This is a genomic window from Aliidiomarina quisquiliarum, assembly GCF_023922585.1.
Lineage (GTDB): Bacteria > Pseudomonadota > Gammaproteobacteria > Enterobacterales > Alteromonadaceae > Aliidiomarina > Aliidiomarina quisquiliarum.
Genome location: NZ_JAMFTN010000024.1, coordinates 96,628 through 122,629, shown reverse-complemented (window position 1 = coordinate 122,629; position 26,002 = coordinate 96,628). Strand labels below are relative to the sequence as shown.

Genomic DNA, 26,002 nt, shown 5'->3' with positions numbered 1-26,002 from the left:
ATGACATTGTTTCAACGTATTCAATTTTTCTGCAGCTATGCGTTGTGTGTAAGTGCGGGTGCACTCTTGCTTAATACGTTGGTTTATAGTGCAGCCGAGGCACGGCAGTTTAAAGTGCCAGAAGCAGTGCAGCTGTATACAGACGATGAGTTAGTACGTTTAATTCGCCAAAATTCACATTTACAGCGGGTACGCGATGTAGATAATTGTCAATTGTACCAAGACATAAAAGCCCAGGCAGAAGTGGAACGGCGCCCTGCATATCAGTTTTTATATGGCGACATGCTCGCTTATGCGGTGTGCTATGACCGCAACGTAGAGCTTGGTGTTACCTATATGCAAGAAGCAGCTATACAAGGTTTACCTGAAGCACTCGAACAGCTAGGCCGCTATTATCATCTAGGTCGGTTGGTGCAGCCAGACATGCATCGGGCTATTTTATATTTACGTGAGGCGGCCAGTTTAGGAAATTTACCGGCCCAAAAACGCTTCGCTAATATTTTATTAGCAGGCCATGGTAGTGCGTTAGACATGGAAGCGGCATACCATTATTTACATAATGCAGTAACCGCCAGTGCGCAAGAGCACCGTCAGATCCAAACTATATTGTTAGCGCTTGAAGAGAAGTTACCTGCGCGCATTGTCGAGCGCGCGCGCAAGCCATTAAACGTGTAATTACACTAAAGAATAGCTCGGTTACGATAACCGAGCTTTAAAGTCTTCGTAGCCAAATGTACGAATTAAGTCGAACTGGCCACTTTCTCGGAGAATACCAATCGAGGGATGTTCAACACCGTTAAAGAACGATGTTTTCACCATGGTGTAATGCATCATATCTTCGAAAATTAAGCGATCACCAATCTTAAGCTCTTGGCTAAAGCTATATTCTGGAAGAACGTCGCCGGCTAAACACGAGTTGCCACCAATACGGTAACTAAATGGTTTCTCTTCTGCTTGCCCTGCGGTTTCGCCAGCAAAGGTAATGGCTGGTCGGTAAGGCATTTCAAGTACGTCTGGCATGTGAGCCGTAGCCGACATATCGACAATCAAAATTTTGCCTTCGTTTTCGACAATATCAACTACTTCACAAATTAATGGGCCTGTTTGCCAAGCTACGGCTGAGCCAGGCTCAAGAATAACCTCTAGGTTATATTTTTCACGCAGGCGTTTAAGCTGAGCTATTAAATGCTCAACGTCGTAGCCAGCACGGGTCATTAAATGCCCCCCACCAAGGTTAATCCACTTTAACTGGTGTAAGTACTGCCCAAACTTAGTTTCGACAGCTTGTAGCGTTCGCTCGAGAGAAAATGAGTCGTTCTCGCACAAGTTGTGTACATGAAAACCCTCTATGTCGCTTAAGTCGGCGCCTTCAAGATCAGCCGCACGAATACCAAGCCGTGAACCCGGTGCAGAAGGGTCGTAAAGGGCAGTGTCTGCTTCGGGTTGTTCAGGGTTAATTCGTAAGCCCATAGAAACACCAGCGGCTTTGGTTTGTTCTTTGTAACGTTCAAATTGGCCAAGGCTATTAAATGAAATATGTTGGCAAAGCTCTAACAAACGCGGCATTTCATTCGGTTTGTAAGCCGGAGAATAGGCATGAATTTCGCCACCGAAGGTATCGGCGGCGAGTTCAGCTTCCCACACGGAGCTTGCCGTACAGCCCACCAAGTATTGTTTTACTAATGGAAAACTACTCCACATAGAAAAACCTTTGAGTGCAAGAATAATGTCGGCGCCGCTTTCACTTTGCACGCGTTTCATTAACTCAAGGTTACGACGCAATTTTGCTTCGTCTAATACATAACAAGGCGAAGGGATGCTCGCAGACAAAAATGGACTACTTACACTCATTGATTACTCCTAAATACAACACGAGGGCTGCTTAACAAAACGCTTATCTAGTAAATGGTGATTCGATATTTTCAACCACTTGCCAAGGTAAGCCGTACATGTTTAGGCACTCCATCATTGGGTCTGGATCAAATTGCTCCATATTCCAAACGCCAGGCTTCATCCAAATGCCCTCTAGCATTAGCATGGAACCAATCATAGCGGGTACGCCAGTGGTGTAAGATACAGCCTGTGCACCTACTTCTTCATAGCAAACAGCGTGGTCGCAGTTGTTATAAATAAAGATGGTTTTTTCTTTGCCGTCTTTTACGCCAGTAATATAGGTGCCAATACAGGTTTTACCTTCATAACCTTCAGCTAGCGAACCAGGGTTTGGCAACACTGCTTTCAAAAACTCTAGCGGTGCAATTTGTTGGCCATTGAAGTCTATTGGCTCAATAGACGTCATGCCAATGCCTTCCAACACCCGCAGATGGTTTAAGTAAGCATCGCCAAAGGTCATCCAGAAACGGGCCCGCTTAAGGGTAGGGAAGTGCTTTACCAACGACTCAAGTTCTTCGTGATAGAGCAGGTAAGAAGCACGCACACCTACGCCCGGATAATCTAAGTCTTTACGGACACTAATGGGGTCGGTTTCATGCCATTCGCCATCTTCCCAATACTTGCCGCGTTGGGTAATTTCACGAATATTAATTTCTGGGTTGAAGTTAGTGGCAAACGCTTGGCCGTGGTCGCCGCCATTACAGTCAACAATATCTAAATAATGTATTTCGTCGAAATAGTGTTTGGCCGCATAAGCGGTGTAAACGTTGGTTACACCTGGGTCGAAGCCAGAGCCTAGTAGCGCCATTAAACCTGCTTCTTTAAAGCGATCGTGGTAAGCCCACTGCCAGCTATATTGGAATTTAGCTTCGTCTTTCGGCTCGTAGTTCGCGGTGTCTAAGTAATGCACCCCAGTTTCTAGACAAGCGTCCATAATAGTTAGATCTTGGTATGGCAAAGCCACGTTAATAACTAGTGCAGGTTTTACTTTATTAATGAGCTCAACAAGTTCAGGTACGTTGTCGGCGTCCACTTTATATACGCCAACCACACGATCTTTACCGGCTTCTTCTTGTAGCGTTTCGCATTTAGAAAGCGTACGTGAAGCCAAGTGAATTTCACTAAAGAATTCTGGCAGCATAGCGCATTTTTTTACTACCACAGAGCTTACGCCACCTGCACCAATAATAAGAACTCGAGACATAATCATTACCCTTCCATTACCTTTCCAACAGTGGGTGAAATACCTAAAGCACCCTAACAGCAAGCACTCTAGAATAGATGCGCGATTTTGCCTATCGTCGCTTCGAATTGCAATACGTTCGTTACTACTTGGGTTGCCCCGGCGCATTTAAATATTTAGCTAAAAATGCCCAGTCATCGGCAATTTGTTCTATACGCATCCAAATAGGGGTGCCAGCACCATGACCTGCGCGAGTTTCAACTCGAAGTAACACTGGGTTGTCACAACCTTGGTCGCGTTCCAACACAGCGGCAAACTTATAGCTATGCCATGGTACCACGCGGTCGTCATGGTCGCCGGTAGTTATTAGCGTAGCCGGATAGCAAGCGCCAGCTTTGGTGTTATGTACGGGTGAATAAGCATATAGTGCATTAAATTCTGCTTCGTTTTCACTTAAACCAAAGTCACTGCTCCATGCTCGGGCGTTGGCGCTGGGTAAGTGGTAGCGCAGCATGTCGAGCACACCAACGGCAGGCAACGCTGCAGCAAATAGCTCTGGGCGCTGGGTTATTACCGCCCCCACTAATAAACCGCCGTTACTGCCGCCTTGAATTCCTAAGTGTTCAGGCGAAGTGATTTTTTCGTGAATAAGCCATTCGGCAGCGGCAATAAAGTCATCGAATACATTTTGCTTATTAACCCCAGTACCGGCTCGGTGCCAAGCAGCGCCGTATTCACCACCACCGCGTAGGTTTGGAATGGCTAGCACGCCGCCCAATTCTAGCCAGGCAATACGGCTAGAACTAAAGCTAGGAGTAAGTGAAATATTGAATCCGCCGTAGCCATAAAGTAGCACAGGAGCTTTGCCGTTGCGCTCGAGCCCTTTTTTATGCACTAAAAACATAGGAATTTTAGTGCCGTCTTTACTGCTATAAAAAACTTGCTCGGTTACGTATTGGCTAAGGTCGGCGGCAATTTTGCTACGGGACAGCTCGGTTATTTGGTTATGCCGAATATCATAGCGGTAAATAGTATTTGGCTCGGTAAAGCTGGTCATTGAAAAGAAGGTTTCTAAGTGTTCAGCGTTACCGCTAAAACCACTAACAGTGCCAATACTATTTAAATTCAACTCTTGTTGAAAGCGGCCAAAGGCGTCGTGCACACGCACCACGGAACGGGCATCGCGTAAGTAGGTAGCAAAAAACTTGCCGCCTACGTAGCTCACGTCCGTTAAGGTTTCTTCACGAGGGGCAATAATTTCTTGCCAGTGCTCAGGCTGTGGCTTGTTGTAGTCAATGGCAATAACCCGACCTGTTTCAGCGCCGTCGTTGGTCATAAAGAAAAACAAGTTACCGTCGGTGTCAATAAAGTCGTTACGAGAAGTCCAGTCATTGAAAAGTTTTAACCAAGGGCCGCTGCTGTTGCGCTCTTTAACGTGTATAGCGTTGGCAAAAAAACCTTCGCTAATACTGGCCACAATGAAGCGACCGTCGCGGCTAACTTGAGCATAAGGGTTGTGGCTGCGGTTAGCTTTTATTTCATAAATTAACTGGTCTTGGCTTTGCTTATTGCCGAGCAAATGAAAATAAATAGCAACCGGCTCTTGATCATTTCCTTGGCCTGCAGCATTAGCCGGGTAGCGGCTGTAATAGAAACCACTTTCATCGGGTAGCCAGCTAATATTGGTAAACTTGGTAAATTCAATAGCATCGGCTAAGTCTTCACCCGTAGCAATATGCCGTACTTTAAATGAAGTCCAGTCGCTGCCACCGTCGGAAATGCCGTAAGCAACGTAGTTACCTTGTGGGCTAACATAGGTGCGCGCCAAAGAGACGGTACCGTCAGCACTAAAAGTATTTGGGTCTATCAGTATTTCGCCAGTTAGTTTTGGGTTGTCGGTAACATATAAAACCGACTGGTTTTGTAAACCATCGTTACGATAATAAAAGTAACGTTCGCCTTGGCGAAATGGTGTGCTTAACCGTTCGTAATTCCACAAGGCGGTTAAACGCGCTTTAATAGTATCACGCAGTGGTAAAGCCTCTAAGAAGGGTTTGGCAAATTCGTTTTGGTTAACAACCCATTGCTGTACTTCGGGGCTGCTTATTTGTTCTAACCAGCGGTAAGGGTCGGGTACTTGCGTGCCAAAGTAGTTATCGGTTTGTGTTACGGTGTGAGTTGGCGAATACGCAGTCGCAAGCGTAGGCTCATCTATAACAGCTGGCGCCTGAGCACAGCTAGAGAGTATAAATAAGCTAGAAAAAATCCCTAAGGTGGTTGTTTTTTTGGACATCGCAATAAGTGCTCGCCTGGTGGAAGACAACTATAAAAGATGCTGAAACTATACCGCTTGATGCAGCTCTGCACAAACATTACGGAAGTACTGCAGGGCTTCTTTCTTTCCAGCCATACCCATAGTTTTAGCTAACGCAGTAAAATTACCCGGGCCATGTGCGGCTTGTTGTAATAAATGAAGTGACGGGTGGGCCGATAAGTTAGACCAATTTAAGTCTAGCGCTAGGGCAAGCCAAGGCTGGTAGTCTAAAAAGTTTAATTGGCCTTTTGCAAAGGCTTGACCTAGCAGCTGCCAGCGTTGCTCGAGCATGGTTAAGCTGTGCTCATACTGGTTGCTAGCCGCAATTATATTAGTTGCTATAGCGGCAGCTATCTGGCCGTTTAAGCTGCGGTATTTTAGCTCGGTGATTAAAAATGCACTAAGTTTATTAAGCAGTTTAGCGCTAACTTGGTTTAATGCACGGGCATAGATAGCAGAAGGAAGTCGGCTAGCGGGATCAGGTTTATGGCCAATGCGAATAGGCAGCCAATAGTTTTTTTGCCAAAAGCGAAGTAGCTCTTCGTTGATGCCAAAGCTAGTGCCTAAGGCGTCATAGCTCTGTTGTTGTGCCCATTGATAAATATGTTTAAGCAAAGCTGAACCTAAACCTTGGCTTTGGTAGGCTGGCGCCACGGTAATACGTACTATGCGTACATGGCGCATGGCGGCTAAAGCTGGTTCCTTGCCATAATAAGCATAGGCTTGGGGCAGCAAGTTACCTGCTGGCCGTCGCTGTCCTTTACCAACCTGTGCAATTAAGGTCGGCGCTAAAGGGCCTTCTATGCTTAACCATACGGTGCTTAATACGGTGTGTTCACCGCTACTGCGCTGCCATTGCACAACAAGCTGTTGGCTTGGCTCGTCAAGTAAACGTTGAATGTCGTTGGGGCTAGTTTGGTAATGGGCTTCAACCAGTAAACGGAAAATAGTAAAGCGTTCGGCAGGGCTGTAATCACGGCAGTGGCGGTGATCATACTGGGGCTTTGCCGCAATGGCGGGGAAGGGCTCAGTATGTTTGCAAGGTGCAGTAATAGACACGCTCACAGCATCGTTAGGGTAAAGGCCAAAGGCTAGGCTGTTGGCCTGTTCAAGTGGGTCATTAGCCGCCCAACGCATGGGTTGCTGTAACTCATAGGTATGAACGGAGCTGAACGCTTGCTGGAGCTCTTTCACAAAGCGCACAATGAAGCCCCGACCAGCATATTCATAACCTTCAGTAGTGGTAGCTAATACCAAGCTGCCAGGAAAGCATAGGGCGGCATTTTGTGCTGCTATGGGTAAAGTGGCAGCCTCATCTATAATCAGCAAGTCGTGCGGATTAAATTTTTGTTCGGCGAGTTGGTCAGGTGGAATAAAGGTTATGTTGTCGGTTGCCTTTAAATAAACAGCGGCTTGCTGCTTTGATGGGGCGCAAATAAAGCGTCGGTTAAAGTTATGAGCTTTGCTTACCCAATGGCCCAGCGTAACGGTTTTTCCTCGGCCCCGAGGCGCATATAATATAAAGGCTTGGTGCCCGTTTAACAGTGCTAGCGAAGTTAATACCTGTTGTTGCTCGGTAGTGGCAGCAAACCTTGCGGTATGCAATGCCACTGACCAGCTATTAAGCAAGTGGGTTAGCTCTTGGTCTTGTCGGCAGTGATAATAGTTTTTGTCGCCTAGCGCACTTAGCCAATGCTGTAGGGAAGGGCGCTGCATGGCTTGTTCGTCAACGCAAATAAGCAGCACACCTTGGCCAACTAAAGTACCCGTTAACCCCACCAGCGCATTACAACTCCAGTTATTACGGGCATCGTAAAATAAAATGCTTTGTTCTGACCCCAAGTAATTACGGAAGTTACCGGCTTGGTGGCCGTGAAGTGCGTTTAGTTGTTTAAGCTGTTGTTTTATGAGATTGGTTTCAGCAGTGTTTTCAGGGTACCAAAACACCACAGCCCGGTGATTCCGGGCTGTGTGTAGTTGATAAAAGCAGTAAAGGTCGCTGACCATACCTAGTTAGTTGTTCCTTAAAACAGTGGCATGCCAAAGTAAATATCAAGCACCGTATTTATAAATACAACGGCTAGAATAACTGGAATAAAGGTTCTTAATGAAAAGTTCATATACTTCTGTAAAAAACTACCTGCGAAACGACTATTACCTTCGCCTAAGCTGGCGTTAAATTTATCTTGTTTCCAGTGCCACACCACAAACAAACAAATAAGCAGGCCGTTAAAAGGCAGTACGGTTTGATAAAATACGTCTTCAATCACATCAAAAAACGATTTACTTTTGCCACCATAACCAACAAAGTCGGTAAACATATCAACCATGCCGAACGAGGCCGTAGCTATTAGCGTTAAGGTACCCATGGTAAGAGCGAGCGTGCCAAGCGCTTTTTTACGGCTCATATTGTATTTTCTTACTAAAGTAGCAGTAGGCACTTCTATAATAGAAACCAATGAAGTAATAGCTGCAAAAAACACTAATAAGAAAAACAACGAAGCCACAGCGCTGGCACCGAAATAACCAATGCTGGTTTGTAGTTCCATAAATATTTTCGGTAGGAAGGTAAATATCATTGCTACCGACGAGTCGCTTAAATCGCCTGGGTTAGTATTTGGCTCTAAGGCAAATATGGCAGGTAAAATCATTAAGCCAGCAGTAAAGGCAACCAAAGAGTCGGCTATGGCAACAAGTTTAGCAGAGCCAATAAGGTCGTTGTGTTTGCGTAAATAACTACCATAGGTAATTAAAATACCCATACCTAATGAAAGTGAGAAAAATGCTTGTGACAGTGCTCCGCTAATAACAGTACCGTTAATGGCAGAGAAGTCGGGTACTAAATAAAACTTAACCCCAGCAAAGGCGTTGTCGAGAGTTAGTACAAACACCACCATAATCAGTAGCATGACAAAAAGTGCAGGCATCATAATGCGGGCAGCGAGTTCGATACCGTTGCGCACGCCCATCACTAATATGGCATAAACTAAGGCGGCAACTGCAATAAGGTAAACAAACACCGAGTTACCATTAATAAACTTACCGAAGTACTCCGGATCGGCAATAACGTCGAGACCACCCGTTAGGGCATGCACCAAGTAGCCTAAAATCCACACGGTTACTACCATGTAGAACACGCCAATCATAAAGGGCGTGATAACCGCTAACCAACCGGCAAAACGCCATTTGCTCGACGCTCCAGCAATACTAATGTAAGCCCCTTGAGGGTCGGATTGGGTGCGTCGGCCCAAGCCCATTTCCGCTAACATAATTGGAATACAAAGGAACACCACGAACAATGCATAAATAACTAAAAATGCACCGCCACCGTTTTTGGTAGCAGCTACCGGAAAGCCGACCATATTGCCAATACCAACGGCCGAGCCCGCAGCTGCTAATATAAAACCAATACGGGAGCTAAAGTGTTCGCGATTTTCACTCATAATATGCCTGTTTTTGTTGTTTTTAAGAGAATGTTAGTCATGGTTTATAGCAGGTTTGCTAGCGAAGGCGCAAACCCGACCACTGCTTAAACGTTCTTTGGTGGTTTTTCCGAGACATAAATAATAATTTCACCACGAATAGCTACGGTGCCGTCGGTGCGTTGTGCTTCAACTTGAATAGGCACATCGCCAACTTGCCAGGCGTTGGCGCTCACGGTTGCAATAACCCGAATGTCGCTACTAGCTTTTGCTGTATATTCCACATTCATAGCTTTGGGAATCCAGCGTAAGTGCGCGGGTATTGAGGCTTCAGCCACGGCGCCCATGGCCATTTCTAAGCCATTACATAAAGCAATAGCGTGCACGGTGCCAATATGGTTTTGCACTGCTTTACGTTTTTTAAACGTAAGTTCGCAACGACTCGCTTCAAGTAAGGTTATGCGCGGCTTAATGGTTCTAAAGTAAGGTGCCTTACGTGCAAAAAACAAAGAGAACAATTGCTCACCAAAAGGCAGTTTGAGCATTTTATGATAAATCTTCAATAGGTAGTTTTCTGTTTGCTGCACGGGCATAGGGTGTCTCTATGTGGTTAGAAGGGCTTTTTAACTATTCGGCTTAGGATACTGGTATAATTGTAAAAATCCTAGAGTTAAGCCTAGGTATACAGCAACAGGCGTTTAGCCTGCAATTTAACCTTAAGGAATGATGATGAGTGGATTGCCAGCTTGCCCTTCTTGCGGCTCTGAATATACTTATGAAGACGGCCTAATGTTGGTTTGTCCAGAGTGTGCCAACGAATGGAACCCTGCTGCCGATGCGGAAGCCGCTGCGGCAAATGAAAAGGTTGTTACAGACGCGCATGGTCAACCCTTGGCCGACGGCGATACAGTAACCGTGATCAAAGACCTGAAAGTGAAGGGCTCTTCACTTGTGGTAAAAGTAGGAACCAAAGCGAAAGACATTCGGCTAGTCGATGGCGACCATGACATTGACTGCAAAGTTGACGGTATTGGCCCCATGAAGCTTAAGTCTGAGTTTGTGAAAAAAGCTTAATGGCTACCAAGCCGGCTACTATTAACTTCCGTGCCGGCTGTTTTCGTTTTCTAACGACTTTAGAAATCCAGAACTTCTTATCAGCGTAGGTTGAGCTTCAAGCTTGCCAGCTAAATTACGAGCTCGCGCTGCTTTTGAATGTTTTTCTTGTCGTTCCAAAGTATTCGCAAGCTGGGCTAATAATAAGCCGGTTCGGCGGCTATCATTTAACCACACTCGAATATACAACGCGCGCCGTATGGCGTCTTCGGCTTCAGCAAAGTCATCTTGTAGCGTGTATGTGTGTGCTAACTCCGCTAGCGCCGCGGCAGTGCCAGGTCGGTATGCGGCTTGTTGATAAATAGATAAGGCTTGCTCTTGTTTGGCTTTGGCTTCAGCTAACTGAGTGGCTAGTAAATATGCAGCTTCAACCCTTAATGTTCGAGCTTGATACAAAGGGTGATTTAGCTTGAGCTGGCGTAGCGCTGCTAACCACTGCTGGCTTGTAGGCTCAGTTTCCAATTCTAGCTCTGCGCGTAAAACCAAAGCATTAAATGTTAGTGCTGTTTGGGTTGGCGGAATGTCGGCTATCAGTTCATTCGCATATTTAAGCGCGTGGGGTACATTACCTCGTTCATACTGAATGCGTGCAAGTAACAGCTTAGCGCGTAAATATTGGTTAGGTTGTGCAGTGGCATTTGCTAAATCTTTAGCCGTATGGGCTGTGGTATAAGCCAGATCTTGTTGGCCAATCAGGTCTGCTGTTTCAGCTAGGTTAAGCAGTGCAAGCAATAGTTTGGTTTGATTATCTATACTGCGGAAGTGGTTTGCGGCTTCTTTAAACAAAAACAAGGCTTCAGGATAACGGCCCTGCTGATGCGATTCGACCCCTTGCTCAAGTAACATAAAACTTTGTTCCGCAGCATAAGGTTGTGCTGGCGGGGCGCTGCGACAAGCAGTTAGCGTTAATAGCAGTAGGAAAACATATACACCTTGGCGCAGTAGGTTAGTCATGGGGCACTAACTCCACTTGTTGCTCAGCGGTGTTTTTACCACTAGACAAAATCCAACTCTGGCTCATTCGGTTTAGCAACCTATTTGCTTGTTCCGTGAGTATATTTACCCGCGTCATTAGTTCGGGTAGTTGTTGTACATCGGGCTCTAGTGACGTCAGAGTACTATTTACCTTACTAAGCATAATAACTGTTTCGTGAAACAGCTCAGATATATGCGGCGCAGCATTGCCTAGTTCTGTAACCGTGGGTTGTAAGCCAGTAATCACAGGGCCAAGATCTTGCATACGTAGCTCAGCAGTAGCAATTGCCGATTCTAAATTAGTTAAGGTTTGGTGCATATTAAGGGCGAATGCTTGATCATGAATGAGCATGCCTAAGGTGCCTTCGCCGTTATTTATGGCAGAGGTTAAATTGTGTAAGTCGTGGGTAATACCATTCACATTGGTAACAAGCTGAGATATTTCATTTGGGTTTATTGCCGCTACAATGGCTGAAAAGTCTGCAATAGACTGTTCAATATTTGCTAATACGGGTGTTAGCTGAGCCATTAAGTCATCTATTGAAAGTGGCTCGTCGACAATAAGTACGGTACCACTTTCAAGTTCGGGGTAATCGGGGTTGCCAGCGGTAAACTCTATACTGCTGCGGCCTAATAACGACAAGCGAATATTCGGCTTTGAGTCGGTCCGTAGCATGCTGGCATAAGAGCTAAAAACCTTAACCCGAATGCTCACCATGTGCTTGGGGGTAATTTCGATTCGATCAACGCGGCCCACTTGAATGCCTGAAATACGTACTGGGGTATCAAGGGCAATATCTTCCGCATTCTTTACGTGTAACTCCACATGAATATAGTCTTCAAACAGGTGAAGGTTACTGGCATTAATGGTAAATAAACTAAATAAAATAGCCAAAGCTGCAATTACAAATACGCCAACTAGCTTTTCCTGTGCAGAATAGCTCATGCGATGAATATAATGTGGCTTTTTAGTGTGTTTATCTGTCATGAGTTCCTTTACGACGATTCTGAGTATTGACGTAAATAGTGTCGAACTTCCTCTACCTCACTATGGCACATGGTTGGCCAAGAGGAAAATTCAAATATTTCTTGGTGGCCAATAAAATATATTTTTGTTGCGTACTTCCGCACAAAACTAATATTACTGGTGGTCATAATTATAGTGCCATTTTTCACCCACTGATAAAAAAAATCATTTAACTTGGAATAGTCATGGGGGTCGAGTGAATACCAAGGGTCATCGAGCAGCAGCACAGTTGGGTCGAGCATAATAGCGCGAGCAATGGCGAGCTGAACCTTATCAATAGGTTCCATAAAGGCTGGTAAGTCAAGGTTGTTCCCCGAATATTCAAGCTCGGTGAAAATAGCCAGGGCTTTTTTAATGGCTGCATGGCGTTCCAGAGTGCCGTGATAAAGCGCAGGAAAAATCACATTGTTTAGGCCGTTAAGTACCGACAATAAGGGTGCGTCACGTGAAATGTAAGCCAGCTTAGTTCGAATCGAGCTCCATGCCTTAGCCGGTATTTCTTCAACAGGCTGTTGAAATATTTCAAGGGTTCCGCTTTCAATAGGGTGAATGCCAGCCAAAGTACGAATGTATTGGTCTAATACTTTTCTGTCGATACCCATAAAACAAATGATTTCGCCTTTAGCTGTTTGTAACGACAAACCAGATTGAATGTTATTATTGCTTTGCACAGGAACAAGTTGCTTTGCAACTATAGCAGCAGGGCTGTGAGTATTAGGTGCTAAATTCATATTCATAATAATGACGGCTGCATAAATACAATAAACAAAGCGTTCAATACAAATACAATAGTGAGGCTATTTACAATAGCTTGCTGAGTTTGTTGTGGTAATTCGGTGCGCGACTGACTAACCCGTAGTGCGTGAAAGCATGCGGTAGAGCCAATAATTACGCCAAACAATAGGTTTTTAACTAAAAATAATAGTAAGTCGTATGGATGTAGCGAGAAAGCTACTTCAGGCAAGTAGCTTAAATACCCAGCATTTTGCGTATAAGCCAAAACCACAATACCACTTGCTAAGGCTACAACGGCAAAGAAAATTGCAAGCACTGCTTGGGCTAAGCCAGTACCTAAAACCCGTGGTGTAATCAGGAAATGGTTGAGGTTAATACCTAGCATCTCTAACCCTTCTAACTCGCGGTTTAATTTCATATTGCCAATATCAACGGTTATCGCAGAGCCACTACGGCCAATAAGAAGAATAGCCGTTAGTAAAGTACTAAGCTCAAAAATAACCACCCGTATCAGAATGTCGATAACTTCAGCGCGGTCGCCAATAAGCTGAATGGTCAATATTATTTGTGTGGTAATAGCCAAGCCGGAAGCCAAAGCCAATAAAAAAATAACGGGTAAGGCGTCGACTCCGGAAAATATAAGTTGGCCAAGCAAGGTGCGGTAAGAAGCTTGGTTTAATCGTATTTGACCCTGCTGCCTTGGGTTTAAAGCCCGCAAAGTGAAGAGTAGCAGCTCGAATAAATATTTCGGCGGCCGTAGTGTTTGTCGCCCAATCAGTCCTGGAGCGTTTAAAATACGTTGTAGCATAGGCGCAGTCAGCTAATATCCATTACATGAAATTGTTATAATTATGCTATGAATCTAGCAAGGCTAACCTGTAAATACAATTTGAATAAGCCGACCAGGGGGTGGTCGGCTTTATGCGCGAGTGAGGCTTTAAAGTTTAGGCAAGGCGGCTTTTCTAATACAGCATGCTATATAATTTACGGCGGTACTGTGCAACTAAGGGGTCGCCACTGGGTAAGTTATTTAACATATCCAGTGTTTGCTTGCGTGCATCGCCGTAATTTAAGTCTGCCTGTAAAATCTTAAACATTAGCTCTAAGGCTTCCTGATGGCGTTTCACCACATGATATTGCACAGCTAATTGTTGCATTAAAGCAAAGTCGTTGGGTGCTTTGGCTAAAGCTTCTTCTAATGCTCTCACTTCGGGGCTGTCGGCTGCGCTTTCAGCTAATTGAATGGTGGCTAATATTTGCTGGTAGTAAGGGCTACCCTGTTCAGCCATAGTTAGAGGTTGCAGTAATTCTTTCGCTTGTTCTGTATGGCCAATACGTGCTGCCGCGTCGGCTAGAACCATGCGTGCTTCATTGTTTTCTGGCGCAAGATCAAGTGCGGTTTTAGCGGCCGTATAGGCTGCCTCATAGTCTTCAGCTGTTAATGCGTGCTGGGCAGCTTGCAACGCTTCATCACCGGGCTGTGGCAAATGTTTACTTAACATGTCGCGAATAGCTTGTTCTGTTTGTGCACCGGCCATGCCGTCCACGGGTTGGCCGTCTTTAAACACCATCAGTGTAGGTACGCTACGAATTTGAAATTGGGCAGCTAGTTCTTGTTCGGTTTCACAGTCTACTTTGGCTAAAACTAATGTGTCTGGGTAATCGGCAGCAATGCGCTCTAAAATAGGTAATAGTTGTTTGCATGGCTCGCACCATTCGGCCCAGAAATCAATCAGAATGGTTTTTGTAGTAGATTGCTCGAGTAGTACCTCACGAACATTTGCAGCAGTTAGATCAACAATATTGGTGGCGTACACAGAAACCTCTCTTGGCTAATATTTTAACTATCAATACTGTAAGAATGGGGGCAAAGCGCTATTTTTCAAGCGCTAAGTTAGGTTTCAGGGTTAAATTAGCCCAGCAACTTTTTTAGTAACTTGGTTTTAAAGTTAGTAAAGGGTGGGTAACGAACGTCGAGGTCGAGCTTAAACGAACGGGTTACCACTGGCTTTAAATGGCTAAAGGTGTCAAAGCCCCACTTGCCGTGGTAGCGGCCCATACCACTTGGCCCTACGCCGCCAAAGGGCAAAGCAGGGTTAAGCATAAATACAATGGTGTCGTTAATGCATAAGGAACCACATTGAATAAATTGTTCGGCTTGTTGTTGCTCGGTTATATCTTGGCTAAATAAATAGCAGGCTAAAGGGTGAGGCCGACTGCGTACAAAAGCAAAAGCTGATGGCAAATCGGGCGCTACTACAATAGGTAAAATAGGGCCGAAAATTTCCTCGGTCATTAGTTTGCTGTCGGGCGGGCAGTGGCTAACAATAGTAGGTGCAAAGTAACGGGTTTCACGATCATAGTCACCACCGTAAATGGTCGCACCCGTCAACGACTCGGGCTCTATTAACTGTGCCAACCGCTCAACATGGCGGGTGGCAACTATGCGGCCATAGTCGTTACTATTTTCCGGGTCGTCGCCATAAAACTGCCGAATCGCTTCTTGCAATGCGGCAACTAAAGGCTCGTGAACCTGCTCTTCAACCAATATGTAGTCGGGAGCAATACAGGTTTGCCCAGCATTAATAAACTTCCCCCACACAATACGGCGAGCAGTAGCTTTCAGGTCCGTATAGCGGCTTACAATAACAGGGCTTTTACCACCAAGCTCTAGGCTAACAGGGGTTAAATGCTCAGCGGCTGCGCGCATTACTATTTTACCAACTTTGCCACCACCCGTATAAAAAATATGGTTAAAAGGCAGTGCAAGCAGTTCGCTGGCGACACTGGCGTCGCCTTCAATAAGTTGAATACAGTCGTTGTCTACATATTGGGGTAGTAATTTGGCTAAAACGGCTGCTGTTGCAGGTGACACTTCGGAAGGCTTCAGGTATACACAGTTTCCCGCCGCAATAGCCGCTATGGCTGGTCCTAGGGTAAGTTGTAGTGGGTAGTTCCAAGCCCCCATAACCAGCACTACACCTAACGGGCTTGGCGTTAATTTAGACCGGGCGGGCTGCATGGCTAGCGGGCTTCTTACTCGCCGCGGCTTCGCCCATTTGGTTAGGTTTTTAATGTTGTGATGAATATCGTTGAGCAGAAAACCAATTTCAGTTACCCAAGCTTCCGTTGCCGACTTACCTAAGTCGTCTGCTAAGGCGGCAGCAAATTTACCTTCGTGCTCACGTAACATAAGCGCGAGTTGCTCAAGCTGATGTCGTCGCCATTGTAGTGGCATAGTTTTATGGCTTAAAAAGCTAAGGAAAAGTCGCTCATGGGTTTGCTGAACTTGCGTTGCTGGGGTATTCATATTTTCCTCACCGCGATACGGAACATTGCCAAACCGATTATTTGTCTATGTAATCTATACGAGAATAGCCTTAAGGGCTAGAACCCCATGTGGCTTCAATAGTAATAATTGCCAGTTGCTTACTTGCCCTGCTAGTAGCAAAACTATACAGTGCTAATAACAGGTTAGACCAGATTTAGCATGACCTATGCTAGCAAGCTAATCGACCGTTCAAACGAAAAGAGACCAGCTATGACAACGCATTATAATAAAATGTTAGAGCCACTAGACTTAGGCTTTACCACACTAAAAAACAGGGTGCTGATGGGTTCTATGCATACGGGCCTAGAAGAAGCGAAAGGTGGCTTCGACAAACTAGCCGAGTTTTACGCTCAGCGCGCTCGGGGCGGTGTTGGCCTTATTGTAACCGGTGGCATAAGCCCTAATTTTCGCGGGCGGCTGGCGCCTTTTGCTAGTCAGCTAAGTAATCGCTTGCAAGTGGGGAAGCATAAAAAAGTAACGCGGGCGGTGCACGCTGCTGGCGGCAAAATATGCATGCAAATATTACATTCAGGGCGCTATGGTTATCACCCTTTTAGTTTAGCGCCTAGCGCCATTAAAGCACCGATCACACCTTTTAAACCCAGCGCTATGAGTGTTGGGCAAATTCAAAAAACCATTCAACATTATGCCCGAGCAGCCAAGTTAGCACAGCAAGCAGGGTACGACGGCGTTGAAATTATGGGTTCGGAAGGTTACCTCATTAACCAATTTATTTGCCGCCGCACCAACAAGCGCGACGACGACTGGGGCGGCAGTTTTGAAAACCGTAGCCGTTTACCTAAAGAAATAATGCAGGCGGTACGGGCAGCGGTTGGCAAAGAGTTTATTATTATTTATCGGCTGTCGATGCTTGATTTGGTAGAAGACGGTAATACTTTGGAAGAAGTTATAGAGCTGGGTAAGGCCGTTGAACAACTAGGTGCCAACATTATTAACACCGGTATTGGTTGGCATGAAGCGCGGGTGCCTACCATCGTAACTTCAGTTCCCCGTGGTGCTTTTCGTTGGATTACGGCACGTTTGAAGCAAGAGCTTAACGTACCCATTGTAGCCACTAACCGTATTAACACCCCCGAAGTTGCGGAAGAAATATTAGCTAAAGGCGAAGCCGATATGGTGTCTATGGCGCGGCCGTTTCTTGCTGATCCCGACTTTGTGGTAAAGGCAGCAGCCGGTCAAGCCGACCGTATTAACACCTGCATTGCTTGTAACCAAGCTTGCCTAGACCATGTGTTTGAGAACAAGCGAGCAACCTGTTTAGTAAACCCATTAGCAGCTTATGAAACAGAAATAGTAATGACCCCAACAACACAGGTGAAGAAAGTAGCTGTGGTTGGTGCGGGCCCAGCCGGCTTGTCGGCGGCTTGCTTTGCTGCTGAACGTGGCCATGAAGTGCATTTGTTCGACAAAGCTAGCGAAATTGGTGGGCAATTTAACTACGCCAAACAAGTGCCAGGTAAAGAAGAGTTTTATGAAACCATTCGTTATTACCAAAACCGCATTATTGACACCGGCGTACACTTGCATTTAAACACCAAGCAAAGTGTTGAATCGTTACAAGCCGGAAAATTCGATGAAGTAATTATTGCCACGGGTGTTGTACCACGAGCCCTAGACATTGAAGGTGCCGACTTACCCCATGTGTATGGCTACCTTGAGGTATTGCGCGATCATAAACCGGTAGGTAATAAAGTGGCGGTTATAGGCGCAGGTGGAATTGGTTTTGATATAGCTGAATATTTAACCACCAACGAGTCGCCAACTTTAAATGTTAACCAGTGGCACGAAATTTGGGGTATTGATCAAGAATACAAAGAGCGCGGAGCATTGGTTGCAAACCCAGTAGGGCATGCCATTGCCGATCCTAGCCCCCGCCAAGTGGTACTTATGCAACGCAAAGAAACCAAAGTGGGCGCCGGCTTAGGTAAAACATCGGGTTGGGTACACCGAAATACATTACGGGCTAAAGGGGTAACAATGCTTGCTGGTGTTACTTATGAACGTATTGTACCTGAAGGTATCGAGGTATCTATTAATGGTGAGCAACAGTTAATTAAAGCAGACACCATAGTGGTGTGTGCGGGGCAGTTGCCATTGCGCAGCTTAGAAGCCCCGTTAGCGGCTGCCGGTATTAGTGTACACCGCATTGGTGGCGCCGATGTGGCGGCCGAACTCGACGCTAAGCGGGCTATATTGCAAGGTGCAGTGTTAGCAGCAAGTTTATAAGCTTGCTGCTGGCGCTTGGTGGCAAACTAATGCTTCACTCGAATAAGAGCGTTAATATCAAACCCCCAGTTATAGGCTTTGGCGGTCACTTCATCGACAAGGCCTTGGCTGAGGGTTGGCGTACGGCTTAATAACCAAAAGTAGTCATGGCTGTCGCTAACAATTACGGCGTACTCGTAGTTAGAGCCTAATTCAGCAATGTAATACCCACCAGAAAAAGGCCAGAAAAACGATACCCTAAAACTTGCTGGCAGCTGCTCTACCGGCTTCGCTAAGCCAATGGCGGTACTCCAGCGTCCTGTTACTGTGTTAAAACCACGGTTAGTCACTTCTACGGTACCATCTTCATTTAATCGATATTCTGCCGTAACCTTACTTAAGTTTTTTTCAAAACTATGGGGTAAACGCAGTATTTCATACCAAGTGCCCATATACCTTTCAGCGTTAAGGCTTGCTACAGGGCTTACCACAGGAGTGGCTTTGCCAGTGCAACCACTAAGCAGCGATACAGTAATAATGGCTGAAAACACCATGGGTAGCTTGGTTAGTAACGCACGGATGAACATAAATAACTCCTTTTGCTTAATAAAACGCTGAAAACTAACAGCAAGTGTAGGCTTTTCTGCGTTACACTACGCACAATATACACATTTAGATGACTGGAAAACCCATGCGGCTTGATCGATATCTCTCTGAAGCAACTGGCATGAGCCGGAAAGAAGCAACTAAAACACTTCATCGGGAAGACGTTACCGTTGACGGTGTGGTACACAAAAAAGGTGCATTTCAAGTGCCTGAAGATGCGTTGGTCATTTGCAATAACGTTCCCCTAAAATTGCTTGGTCCTACCTATTTAATGATGCATAAGCCCTTAGGGAGTGTGTGTGCGAATGACGACCCCTTACATAGAACGGTGTTTACTTATTTAGACGTTCCTAACCCCGACAAATTACATACGGTAGGCCGGCTAGATTTAGACACGTCAGGCTTATTGCTAATTACTAACGATGGCCAGTGGTCGCACCGTATTACGGCGCCGAAGCAGCAGTGTCCGAAAGTGTATCATGCATGGCTTGCAGACCCGCTTACCGAAGCCGACGTAGCTGCCTTTGCTGCAGGTTTGCAATTACGGGGTGAAGCAAAGCTAACCGCCCCAGCAAAGCTGGAAATAATTAATGAGCGGGAAGCTTTAGTGCACCTGCATGAAGGGCGTTATCATCAAGTACGGCGCATGTTTGCGGCGGTTGGCAACAAGGTCGAACAGCTTCACCGCGAGCAAGTAGGCGGCTTAAAACTTGACCCAGCTCTTGCCCCAGGCGAAAGCCGAGCACTAACAACAGAAGAAATTGCCTTGTTTTAATGCTCTGGTGTACGGCTGTAACGGCTAAGAAAAAAGCTAGCCAATACCAAACATACGTTTGTACATGTGGCTAGCGTAGTCGTCGGTCATGCCTGCTATGTAATCACAAAGAGCCCTGTCGGCCCCTTGTTGTCCTTCTTGTGCAAAGGCACTTTCCCAACGTTGGCGCGAATTCTGCGGCAGTAGCCGAGTTGGCTCCGACTGAAAAGCGCTAAATAAATTCAGCAGCATATTCTGACTACGATAGCGTAACTGCTGTATTTCAGGTGTATGAATAACATTTTGAAACACTATCGACTTCAACGCACTAAGCAACTGTGCTTCACCTGCTGGTAAATTCACATTAAAGCGTATTAGTGGCTCGGTTGCGGCCGGTAAGCTTTCAACCACCTGCACGGCGGTAACAAATATATTGACCATGGCACCAATAGCATTTTTACGTAGGTGGTGCTCTGTAGAAAACAATTGCTGTTGTAGCTGTTGCATTAGGGTTTGTAAGTGCTCGGGCAGGCTTTGTAGCCGTTGGTCCATAAACGAGTGCCAATTGCTTTTGGTTAAAGTACCCGTAACTACGGCATCTTCTAAATCGTGTACCCCGTACGCAATATCGTCGGCAAGCTCCATCATAGACGCATCAAACGACTTGTGTAATGAGCGTTGAAAAGGTGACGTTGGTAGTATTTCAACGGCTTGAAATAGTTCGCGATCTAAGCATGAAAGCGGCGCTAATACCCAATCTAAAATATCTGCGTCGGCGTGGTAAAGCGCTTTAGCTGGCAGCCAAGGAGCCAGTGAGGTGGGGGTGCCGCTTTCCTTGGGCGCTGCTAACTTCGGCATTAGAACGGGATACTTCAGCAGGCCCAGTAAGGTGCGCCTAGTAAGGTCCATGCCGTGGCTGGCATGGTAACTTTCTAAACGGCCGACAATCCGAAAGGTTTGGCCATTACCTTCAAAGCCACCACTGCTAAGCATTTTATAATTCAATGCGGTTTCGCCCCCATGGCCAAAGGGTGGGTGGCCAATGTCGTGGGCCAAGCACAAGGCTTCCATTAGGTTGCCGTCGGGCAATAAAGACTTCGCCAGGGTGTCGCCACGATGCTGCAGTTGGTTAATAAGCGAGGCACCAATTTGAGAGGCTTCTAAACTATGGGTAAGGCGAGTGCGGTAAAAGTCATTTTCACCCACGTTCATAATTTGAGTTTTCGACTGTAAACGGCGGAAGGCTGCCGAGTGAAGAATGCGTGCCCTATCTCGCTGCCACGGGTTACGAGAATCACCAGGGCGACTAGGGGCTTCGTTAGAACGGCGTTGCTGCCAAATGGTTGGCATGGTGTGGCTCCTTACTTAAAGTGTGCGCTGCAGTAGGTATTGCTTTAAAGGGTTTGAACCATCAGGTAGCGATGTTCATTGTGGCCCAGTGCATGCTCAATATATTCTACACGTTTAAAGCTGAGGCTTTCATACAGCTTTAAGCCCGTGTTATTGTTCGGCGCTACGGTCAGTAAACACTTACTGTAACCGAGCTGCTGTAAATAGTTTCGGGCGTATTGGCATAAAGCGCGACCAACACCTTGGCCACGGCTTTCTGCACTTACTAACAACGACATCAGCCAACAACCACCTTGCTCTGAAGCCGGCGAATAAAGAGCATAGCCTAACACTGTGTTGGTTTCAGTGGTGGCAACTAAGCACAACTCGGGCCACTGTAACATAGCCTGAGCGAACAGCATGGCCGGGTAGGCATCGCTACCGTAAGTGGCGTACTCTAAAGCGGCAATGGCGGAAATGTCGGTTTGACGGGCAGTTCGAATAAGCATAGGAATAGCGGTGCCTGTAAAGAAACCCCTCGCACGGCGAGTAAGTTCACACTAAAATAGTGCTTGGATTTTGCCAGAAATCACTTAACCGCACCAGCAGAGCGGTGTGAACTAAGCAAACACAAAACATTTAACAACAAACATTAAGGGGAATATTACATGCTCATGCCTATAGTGGCGCTCGTTTTGGGCCTGATCTTTTTAGTATGGAGTGCAGACAAATTTGTCGATGGCGCGGCGAATACGTCTAAAGTACTTGGCGTTCCCCCACTGGTTATAGGCATGATTGTCATCGGCTTCGGCACCTCTGCGCCAGAAATGGTGGTGTCTGCTTTTGCTGCTTTGCAGGGTAACCCAGGGTTAGCCCTAGGGAACGCCTTTGGCTCTAATATTACTAATATAGCCTTGGTGCTCGGGCTAAGTGCATTATTACTGCCAATGACCGTAAGTTCAGGGGTTTTGCGGCGCGAACTTCCTATGTTGCTTGGTGTTACCTTATTAGCAGGCTTTCAAATACTCGACGGAGAAATAAGCCGTATAGACGCTATTATATTGCTAGTGGTGTTTGCAGGTGTACTCATGTGGACTGTGCGCCAAAATGGTGGCACCGACGACAAACTAGCTGCCGACACCAGTGAAGGGCACTTAAGTGAAGCGACATCTCTTAAACAGTCGATTGCATGGCTAGTGGTGGGTCTTGTTTTACTCATTTTAAGCTCTCGGCTGCTTGTTTGGGGGGCAGTGGAAATAGCCACCGGGCTAGGTGTCGATGACCTTATTATTGGCTTAACAATTGTTGCACTTGGTACGTCGCTGCCAGAATTAGCGGCTGCCCTTGTTGCGGTGCGCCGTAATGAACATGATCTAGCCTTAGGTAATTTAATTGGTTCAAACTTGTTTAACACGCTCGCGGTGGTTGGTTTGGCCGGTGTTATTACCCCAATTACAGTAGCTAGTGAAGTAATAACTCGTGACTGGCTACTGATGCTGGTGCTTACCTTATTGCTAGCAGCTTTTGCTTGGCGGCCTAAGTCTTGGCTACCGCATCGTCCCGCTCGTATTAACCGTTTAGAAGGTGGGGTGTTTGTGGCAATTTATGTGAGCTATATTAGCTGGCTTATTGTTGGTGTAGTGATTGCTTAAAACAGAGGGAAAATATGCGTAACAGTTTTGAATTAACTGCGAATAGGCTGGCTTGGGCTGGCCTTACTCCTTTTATAGCAACAGCGGTTTTGGGCTCGTTTAATCTTTGGTCAGGCTTGTTATTGCAGGCTTTTTTGGTTTATAGCGCCGTTATTTTGTCATTTCTCGGCGGAATACATTGGGGCTTAGCCATGGCAGGCCAATTCGACAGGCCAGAAGGGAAGTTAGTGTTGTGCATGGCGCCGGCGCTAGCCGCGTGGTTAGTGGTGGCTTTTGTACCCGAGCTAATTGCTTTGCCGGTGTTGGCTGCATGCTATTTGCTTTGGCTTAACTACGATTTAACTCAAGTAACAGCCCCATGGTATGAGCGTATGCGCCGGCCAATTACCTTTGTGGTTGCGGGTACGCATTTTATTTGGTTTGTAGTTATTATGACGGCGTTAAGAACGGCGTAACGCTATTTTGTTTGGTGAGTAAAAACACCGTCCCAGCTTTCGGGGGGCGGTGTAAGAATATACTCCTGACAGCGGGTTTGATAAAGCCGGGCCACGGTATCATTTGGCCATTGTTTTAAGTGCTTAATAAAGGCGGCCAAGGCATCATTAAATCGAAGCTGCTCGTATAACAGCAGAGCATTTTCAAAACTTGCTACTTTGTTTTTGTCGGCGGCTGTAGCCGTCGCTAAATTGTCAATTAGCTGATATATTTTTATAGGGGTGTCGCGGCCCTTAACTCTTACATAGTCAACTTTACGGGCCAAAAACAACCCACTTTGCTTGGTTAACTCATAGGTTACTTCGCTGAATAAAATATCTACCTTATAGGTTTTAGTTAGGCTTTCAAGGCGTGCACCTAAGTTAACGTTATCGCCAAGTACCGTATAAGCCATTCTAAATTCAGAGCCCATGTTGCCGACATTCATTAAGCCAGTATGTACACCAACGCCCATGGCAAGAGCTTGTTTACCTTCTTGAATAAACTCTTGGTTTATTTCTGTAAGCGCCTGCTGCATTGCTATTGCACCCTGTAGGGCATGCACTGGGTGCTGCTCGTCGTGCAGTGGCGCGCCCCAAAATGCCATTACGGCATCGCCCATGTATTTGTCGATGGTGCCGTGGTGAGCGTGAATTGCTTTAGTAACAGGGGTTAGTAAACGGTTCATCACTTCAGTTAATTCTGCGGGTGGAATTTTTTCACTGAAAGAAGTAAAGCCGCGTATATCGGAAAACAGCACAGTAAGCTCTTTCTCTTGGCCAACCATGCTACGCGCTTCAGGCGAGGCAACAATGTTGGCTACTAATTCGGGTGGAATATACATCCCAAATTGTGCAGCCACTTGACGCTTAGCGTTACTTTCGCGCCAGAAGTTCATGGTTAGGTGCCAGCCAGTCATAAGTACGATAAGCAACACCCCAGAAGCTAACGGTAGCACCAAGCCATTGTGCCAAGCATATAAATTACTCAACAGGTGCAGCGCTATTAAAGTACCACTAAGAATAATAAGTTGTATTGCACGGGTGCGCGGGTAATACAAGGTCATCAATATGCCCAGTATTAGCAAACCAAGCACCGTAATAGCTAAACTGTAACCCGGCTCAGAACGAAAGCTCATTTGTAACATGCCCGCCAGCACGTTAGCGTGTATTTCAACGCCGGGGTAAACACCGCCAACTGAAGTGGAACGTAAATCCATCAAGCCAGGTGCAGAGGTACCTAGCAACACTATTTTTCCGGCTAGCGCTTCTGGTTCGACAGTACCTAATAAAACATTGGCGGCGGGAATGTATTGAAAGTGTCCACGCCGACCTGCCCAGGGCACAAGTACAGCACCATTAGGATCGGTAGGGAAATAAAAGCCACCGACGTCGGCACCTTCAAGGTGTAATTGGCCGCCACCAGAAAACACATTTAATTCTATGGGGGGTTGGCCAAGCAAAGAATAAAGCATGGCTAGTGGTAAGCTACCATATAGTTCATTTTGCCATTGTTGTATTATAGGTACGCGGCGAAAAACGCCATCGGCGTCAACCATGGGGTTATCGAAAAAGCCTCCAGACAATACAGAAGACTGTACTGCAGGGCTATTGCTGGTATATCGAGAAGGTGCTCGAATAGGAAGTTGCTGCCACTGTTCTATGTCATTGCTAATGTTAAGGGGCGGAGGCAGTACCCCAGTAGAGGCAGTTGTTAAGCTGGCATGATGCTTTGCTTGGTCAAAGTAAAAAGCAGAAACAACAGGGTAACTCATAAGCACTTGGCTGAGTAAACTGTCGCCGCTAGCAATAACCGCGGCTTCAGGCAGCTGGGGGTATTGCTGTCGCAATTGCTGCCATTGGAAGTCGAGCAAATTAGCTTCGCCTTCGGCAAAAATTACGTCTAACCCCAATTGCTGAATACCATAGTCTTCAAATAACGAAAAAATAAGTTGCGCTACTTGTGCCCGAGGCCAGGGCCATTGGCCAATTTGTTGCAAGCTGTACTCGTCAATATCAACAATGACAATACTAGGGTCTTGCTGTTCAGACAGTGTTGCAACCACGCGCTCGTCGTAGGTTAGCCACTCTAGGCGCTGCAGTACTTGAGAAGGCCAAAGCCCAGCTTGTTCGCCAGTAAGTAGAAATATAATAGTTAAGCTAACAATAGCTTGAAGTGTTTTCGATGCTGAAAAAAACCGTTTAAGCTGGTTGCTCATTTATTTTAATACAAGCCATTGTTGGTAAGCGGGGGTGGTAGCAAACACATGGCGTAATTCTTCTTCATAACTTGGCTTTAAGTGCGTTACCCATATTTTTTTAGGGGGAGCTTTAATTGCGGCAATGGTTTCAGCCATGGTTATAGGGGTTAAGTGGCCAGACTGAACGGCTACTTTGGCCAGTCGGTCGGGGAAAGCACACTCAATCATTAAAGTGTCGATAGGATCAAGCTGATTTAGCTGGTGAATTAGCTTTTCACTTAAGCGAGTGTCTGCGGCAAAAACGAAATGATGGTTATGGCTTTTTACGCTATAACCCACCGTTGGAACCGTATGGTCAACAGCAAAAGGCATAAAGGTATAGCCTTCAAGTTCAAAAGGTTGCCTTGGCTGTAGCGGCTTAAACGCCATAATGGGCTGTTCAGGGCTAGGTAGTTGAGTAAAGTCAGGCCAAATCTTCCAGTTGAAAACACACTCTTGCAATACTTTAATAGTTTCCGGTAAGGCATGAACCGTAACAGGCTCGGTGGTGTAGTCAAACAAATTAGCCAAAAAGGTAGGTAGTGAACAAATGTGGTCAATATGAGCATGAGACAGCACCACATGCTTAATGTTACGCATGTGGTTTAGGCTTAGTGCCCCTAGGCCTGAACCAGCGTCTAGTAAAATATGATTACCTATTTGTATGCAGGTGCTACCCGATGAGCCGCCAATGCCTCCGCTACAGCCTAAAACCTTTATTTTCATAAT

At 46.1% G+C, this 26,002-nt stretch carries 23 protein-coding genes; 6 read left to right on the top strand and 17 right to left on the bottom strand.

Annotated features, from left to right (window positions below):
• Positions 1-675, top strand: a complete 675-nt coding sequence (locus M1L23_RS10810) for a tetratricopeptide repeat protein (protein ID WP_252627380.1) — start codon at positions 1-3, stop codon at positions 673-675.
• Positions 676-696: 21 nt separating this feature from the next.
• On the opposite strand, the gene nspC is transcribed toward M1L23_RS10810, so the two are convergent.
• From nspC to M1L23_RS10780, 6 genes are all read right to left on the bottom strand, one after another.
• Positions 697-1,851, bottom strand: coding sequence for a carboxynorspermidine decarboxylase (gene nspC / locus M1L23_RS10805; protein ID WP_252627379.1), 1,155 nt, complete (start codon positions 1,849-1,851; stop codon positions 697-699).
• Between the two features lie 43 nt (positions 1,852-1,894).
• On the bottom strand, positions 1,895-3,097 hold the full coding sequence (locus tag M1L23_RS10800) for a saccharopine dehydrogenase family protein (protein WP_252627378.1): 1,203 nt from the start codon (positions 3,095-3,097) through the stop codon (positions 1,895-1,897).
• A gap of 124 nt (positions 3,098-3,221) precedes the next feature.
• On the bottom strand, positions 3,222-5,369 hold the full coding sequence (locus M1L23_RS10795; RefSeq protein WP_252627377.1) for a prolyl oligopeptidase family serine peptidase: 2,148 nt from the start codon (positions 5,367-5,369) through the stop codon (positions 3,222-3,224).
• Positions 5,370-5,417: 48 nt separating this feature from the next.
• Positions 5,418-7,397 carry a GNAT family N-acetyltransferase gene (locus M1L23_RS10790; protein ID WP_252627376.1) on the bottom strand — a complete coding sequence of 660 codons (1,980 nt, stop codon included), beginning with the start codon at positions 7,395-7,397 and terminating at the stop codon, positions 5,418-5,420.
• 17 nt (positions 7,398-7,414) lie between these two features.
• Positions 7,415-8,833 (bottom strand): sodium-dependent transporter, encoded by a 1,419-nt coding sequence (locus M1L23_RS10785; RefSeq protein WP_252627375.1) that lies wholly within the window; start codon positions 8,831-8,833, stop codon positions 7,415-7,417.
• Between the two features lie 86 nt (positions 8,834-8,919).
• Positions 8,920-9,405, bottom strand: a complete 486-nt coding sequence (locus M1L23_RS10780) for a hotdog fold domain-containing protein (RefSeq protein WP_252627374.1) — start codon at positions 9,403-9,405, stop codon at positions 8,920-8,922.
• Positions 9,406-9,541: 136 nt separating this feature from the next.
• Here M1L23_RS10780 and M1L23_RS10775 point away from each other — a divergent pair, with 136 nt between their 5' ends.
• Positions 9,542-9,886 carry a zinc ribbon domain-containing protein YjdM gene (locus M1L23_RS10775; protein ID WP_252627373.1) on the top strand — a complete coding sequence of 115 codons (345 nt, stop codon included), beginning with the start codon at positions 9,542-9,544 and terminating at the stop codon, positions 9,884-9,886.
• A gap of 21 nt (positions 9,887-9,907) precedes the next feature.
• Here the strand turns inward: M1L23_RS10775 and M1L23_RS10770 are convergent, their stop codons facing one another.
• The 6 genes from M1L23_RS10770 to M1L23_RS10745 all read right to left on the bottom strand — a co-directional run bounded on the left by M1L23_RS10770 (position 9,908) and on the right by M1L23_RS10745 (position 15,972).
• Positions 9,908-10,879, bottom strand: a complete 972-nt coding sequence (locus M1L23_RS10770; protein WP_252627372.1) for a tetratricopeptide repeat protein — start codon at positions 10,877-10,879, stop codon at positions 9,908-9,910.
• Positions 10,872-11,888 carry an MlaD family protein gene (locus M1L23_RS10765; protein WP_252627371.1) on the bottom strand — a complete coding sequence of 339 codons (1,017 nt, stop codon included), beginning with the start codon at positions 11,886-11,888 and terminating at the stop codon, positions 10,872-10,874. Before M1L23_RS10765 ends, M1L23_RS10770 begins: the two co-directional genes overlap by 8 nt.
• A gap of 8 nt (positions 11,889-11,896) precedes the next feature.
• Positions 11,897-12,664: an ATP-binding cassette domain-containing protein gene (locus tag M1L23_RS10760; RefSeq protein WP_252627370.1), complete on the bottom strand. Its 768-nt coding sequence runs from the start codon at positions 12,662-12,664 to the stop codon at positions 11,897-11,899.
• Positions 12,661-13,470, bottom strand: coding sequence for an MlaE family ABC transporter permease (locus tag M1L23_RS10755; RefSeq protein WP_252627369.1), 810 nt, complete (start codon positions 13,468-13,470; stop codon positions 12,661-12,663). The genes M1L23_RS10760 and M1L23_RS10755 overlap by 4 nt, the downstream gene beginning before the upstream one ends.
• A gap of 154 nt (positions 13,471-13,624) precedes the next feature.
• Positions 13,625-14,479, bottom strand: a complete 855-nt coding sequence (gene trxA, locus M1L23_RS15010; RefSeq protein ID WP_252627368.1) for a thioredoxin — start codon at positions 14,477-14,479, stop codon at positions 13,625-13,627.
• A gap of 95 nt (positions 14,480-14,574) precedes the next feature.
• Positions 14,575-15,972, bottom strand: coding sequence for an aldehyde dehydrogenase family protein (locus M1L23_RS10745; protein WP_252627367.1), 1,398 nt, complete (start codon positions 15,970-15,972; stop codon positions 14,575-14,577).
• 231 nt (positions 15,973-16,203) lie between these two features.
• On the opposite strand from M1L23_RS10745, the gene M1L23_RS10740 reads away from it, so the two are divergent.
• The gene (locus M1L23_RS10740) at positions 16,204-18,240 is read left to right on the top strand and encodes an NADPH-dependent 2,4-dienoyl-CoA reductase (protein ID WP_252627366.1); all 2,037 of its coding nucleotides are present in this window, start codon (positions 16,204-16,206) and stop codon (positions 18,238-18,240) included.
• Between the two features lie 26 nt (positions 18,241-18,266).
• Here the strand turns inward: M1L23_RS10740 and M1L23_RS10735 are convergent, their stop codons facing one another.
• Positions 18,267-18,806: a lipocalin family protein gene (locus tag M1L23_RS10735; protein WP_252627365.1), complete on the bottom strand. Its 540-nt coding sequence runs from the start codon at positions 18,804-18,806 to the stop codon at positions 18,267-18,269.
• A 104-nt stretch (positions 18,807-18,910) separates the two neighbouring features.
• Between M1L23_RS10735 and M1L23_RS10730 the strand changes: the two genes are divergently transcribed.
• Positions 18,911-19,600, top strand: coding sequence for a pseudouridine synthase (locus M1L23_RS10730; RefSeq protein ID WP_252627364.1), 690 nt, complete (start codon positions 18,911-18,913; stop codon positions 19,598-19,600).
• Between the two features lie 36 nt (positions 19,601-19,636).
• On the opposite strand, the gene M1L23_RS10725 is transcribed toward M1L23_RS10730, so the two are convergent.
• Both M1L23_RS10725 and M1L23_RS10720 read right to left on the bottom strand, forming a co-directional pair.
• Positions 19,637-20,929 (bottom strand): anti-phage deoxyguanosine triphosphatase, encoded by a 1,293-nt coding sequence (locus M1L23_RS10725; protein ID WP_252627363.1) that lies wholly within the window; start codon positions 20,927-20,929, stop codon positions 19,637-19,639.
• 44 nt (positions 20,930-20,973) lie between these two features.
• Complete coding sequence (locus M1L23_RS10720; protein ID WP_252627362.1) at positions 20,974-21,417, bottom strand: GNAT family N-acetyltransferase; 444 nt, start codon at positions 21,415-21,417, stop codon at positions 20,974-20,976.
• Between the two features lie 159 nt (positions 21,418-21,576).
• Here M1L23_RS10720 and M1L23_RS10715 point away from each other — a divergent pair, with 159 nt between their 5' ends.
• Both M1L23_RS10715 and M1L23_RS10710 read left to right on the top strand, forming a co-directional pair.
• Positions 21,577-22,560: a calcium/sodium antiporter gene (locus M1L23_RS10715; protein ID WP_252627361.1), complete on the top strand. Its 984-nt coding sequence runs from the start codon at positions 21,577-21,579 to the stop codon at positions 22,558-22,560.
• Between the two features lie 14 nt (positions 22,561-22,574).
• On the top strand, positions 22,575-23,015 hold the full coding sequence (locus tag M1L23_RS10710) for a DUF3429 domain-containing protein (protein ID WP_252627360.1): 441 nt from the start codon (positions 22,575-22,577) through the stop codon (positions 23,013-23,015).
• Between the two features lie 2 nt (positions 23,016-23,017).
• On the opposite strand, the gene M1L23_RS10705 is transcribed toward M1L23_RS10710, so the two are convergent.
• Entirely contained in the window at positions 23,018-25,252 is a 2,235-nt protein-coding gene (locus M1L23_RS10705; RefSeq protein WP_252627359.1) for a CHASE2 domain-containing protein, read from the bottom strand.
• The gene (locus M1L23_RS10700; protein WP_252627358.1) at positions 25,253-25,999 is read right to left on the bottom strand and encodes a 3',5'-cyclic-nucleotide phosphodiesterase; all 747 of its coding nucleotides are present in this window, start codon (positions 25,997-25,999) and stop codon (positions 25,253-25,255) included.
• Positions 26,000-26,002: the final 3 nt, after the last annotated feature.

Bases quoted from the DNA above. Each gene is read 5' to 3' on its own strand.
- M1L23_RS10755 (WP_252627369.1), bottom strand. From the start codon at position 13,470: ATGCTACAACGTATTTTAAACGCTCCAGGACTGATTGGGCGACAAACA.
- M1L23_RS10725 (WP_252627363.1), bottom strand. From the start codon at position 20,929: ATGCCAACCATTTGGCAGCAACGCCGTTCTAACGAAGCCCCTAGTCGC.
- M1L23_RS10780 (WP_252627374.1), bottom strand. From the start codon at position 9,405: ATGCCCGTGCAGCAAACAGAAAACTACCTATTGAAGATTTATCATAAA.
- M1L23_RS10705 (WP_252627359.1), bottom strand. From the start codon at position 25,252: ATGAGCAACCAGCTTAAACGGTTTTTTTCAGCATCGAAAACACTTCAA.
- M1L23_RS10775 (WP_252627373.1), top strand. From the start codon at position 9,542: ATGAGTGGATTGCCAGCTTGCCCTTCTTGCGGCTCTGAATATACTTAT.
- M1L23_RS10730 (WP_252627364.1), top strand. From the start codon at position 18,911: ATGCGGCTTGATCGATATCTCTCTGAAGCAACTGGCATGAGCCGGAAA.
- M1L23_RS10735 (WP_252627365.1), bottom strand. From the start codon at position 18,806: ATGTTCATCCGTGCGTTACTAACCAAGCTACCCATGGTGTTTTCAGCC.
- M1L23_RS10745 (WP_252627367.1), bottom strand. From the start codon at position 15,972: ATGAATACCCCAGCAACGCAAGTTCAGCAAACCCATGAGCGACTTTTC.
- M1L23_RS10710 (WP_252627360.1), top strand. From the start codon at position 22,575: ATGCGTAACAGTTTTGAATTAACTGCGAATAGGCTGGCTTGGGCTGGC.
- M1L23_RS10800 (WP_252627378.1), bottom strand. From the start codon at position 3,097: ATGTCTCGAGTTCTTATTATTGGTGCAGGTGGCGTAAGCTCTGTGGTA.
- M1L23_RS10785 (WP_252627375.1), bottom strand. From the start codon at position 8,833: ATGAGTGAAAATCGCGAACACTTTAGCTCCCGTATTGGTTTTATATTA.
- M1L23_RS10740 (WP_252627366.1), top strand. From the start codon at position 16,204: ATGACAACGCATTATAATAAAATGTTAGAGCCACTAGACTTAGGCTTT.
- M1L23_RS10720 (WP_252627362.1), bottom strand. From the start codon at position 21,417: ATGCTTATTCGAACTGCCCGTCAAACCGACATTTCCGCCATTGCCGCT.
- nspC (WP_252627379.1), bottom strand. From the start codon at position 1,851: ATGAGTGTAAGTAGTCCATTTTTGTCTGCGAGCATCCCTTCGCCTTGT.
- M1L23_RS10795 (WP_252627377.1), bottom strand. From the start codon at position 5,369: ATGTCCAAAAAAACAACCACCTTAGGGATTTTTTCTAGCTTATTTATA.
- M1L23_RS10810 (WP_252627380.1), top strand. From the start codon at position 1: ATGACATTGTTTCAACGTATTCAATTTTTCTGCAGCTATGCGTTGTGT.
- M1L23_RS10790 (WP_252627376.1), bottom strand. From the start codon at position 7,397: ATGGTCAGCGACCTTTACTGCTTTTATCAACTACACACAGCCCGGAAT.
- M1L23_RS10770 (WP_252627372.1), bottom strand. From the start codon at position 10,879: ATGACTAACCTACTGCGCCAAGGTGTATATGTTTTCCTACTGCTATTA.
- M1L23_RS10715 (WP_252627361.1), top strand. From the start codon at position 21,577: ATGCTCATGCCTATAGTGGCGCTCGTTTTGGGCCTGATCTTTTTAGTA.
- M1L23_RS10760 (WP_252627370.1), bottom strand. From the start codon at position 12,664: ATGAATATGAATTTAGCACCTAATACTCACAGCCCTGCTGCTATAGTT.
- M1L23_RS10700 (WP_252627358.1), bottom strand. From the start codon at position 25,999: ATGAAAATAAAGGTTTTAGGCTGTAGCGGAGGCATTGGCGGCTCATCG.
- M1L23_RS10765 (WP_252627371.1), bottom strand. From the start codon at position 11,888: ATGACAGATAAACACACTAAAAAGCCACATTATATTCATCGCATGAGC.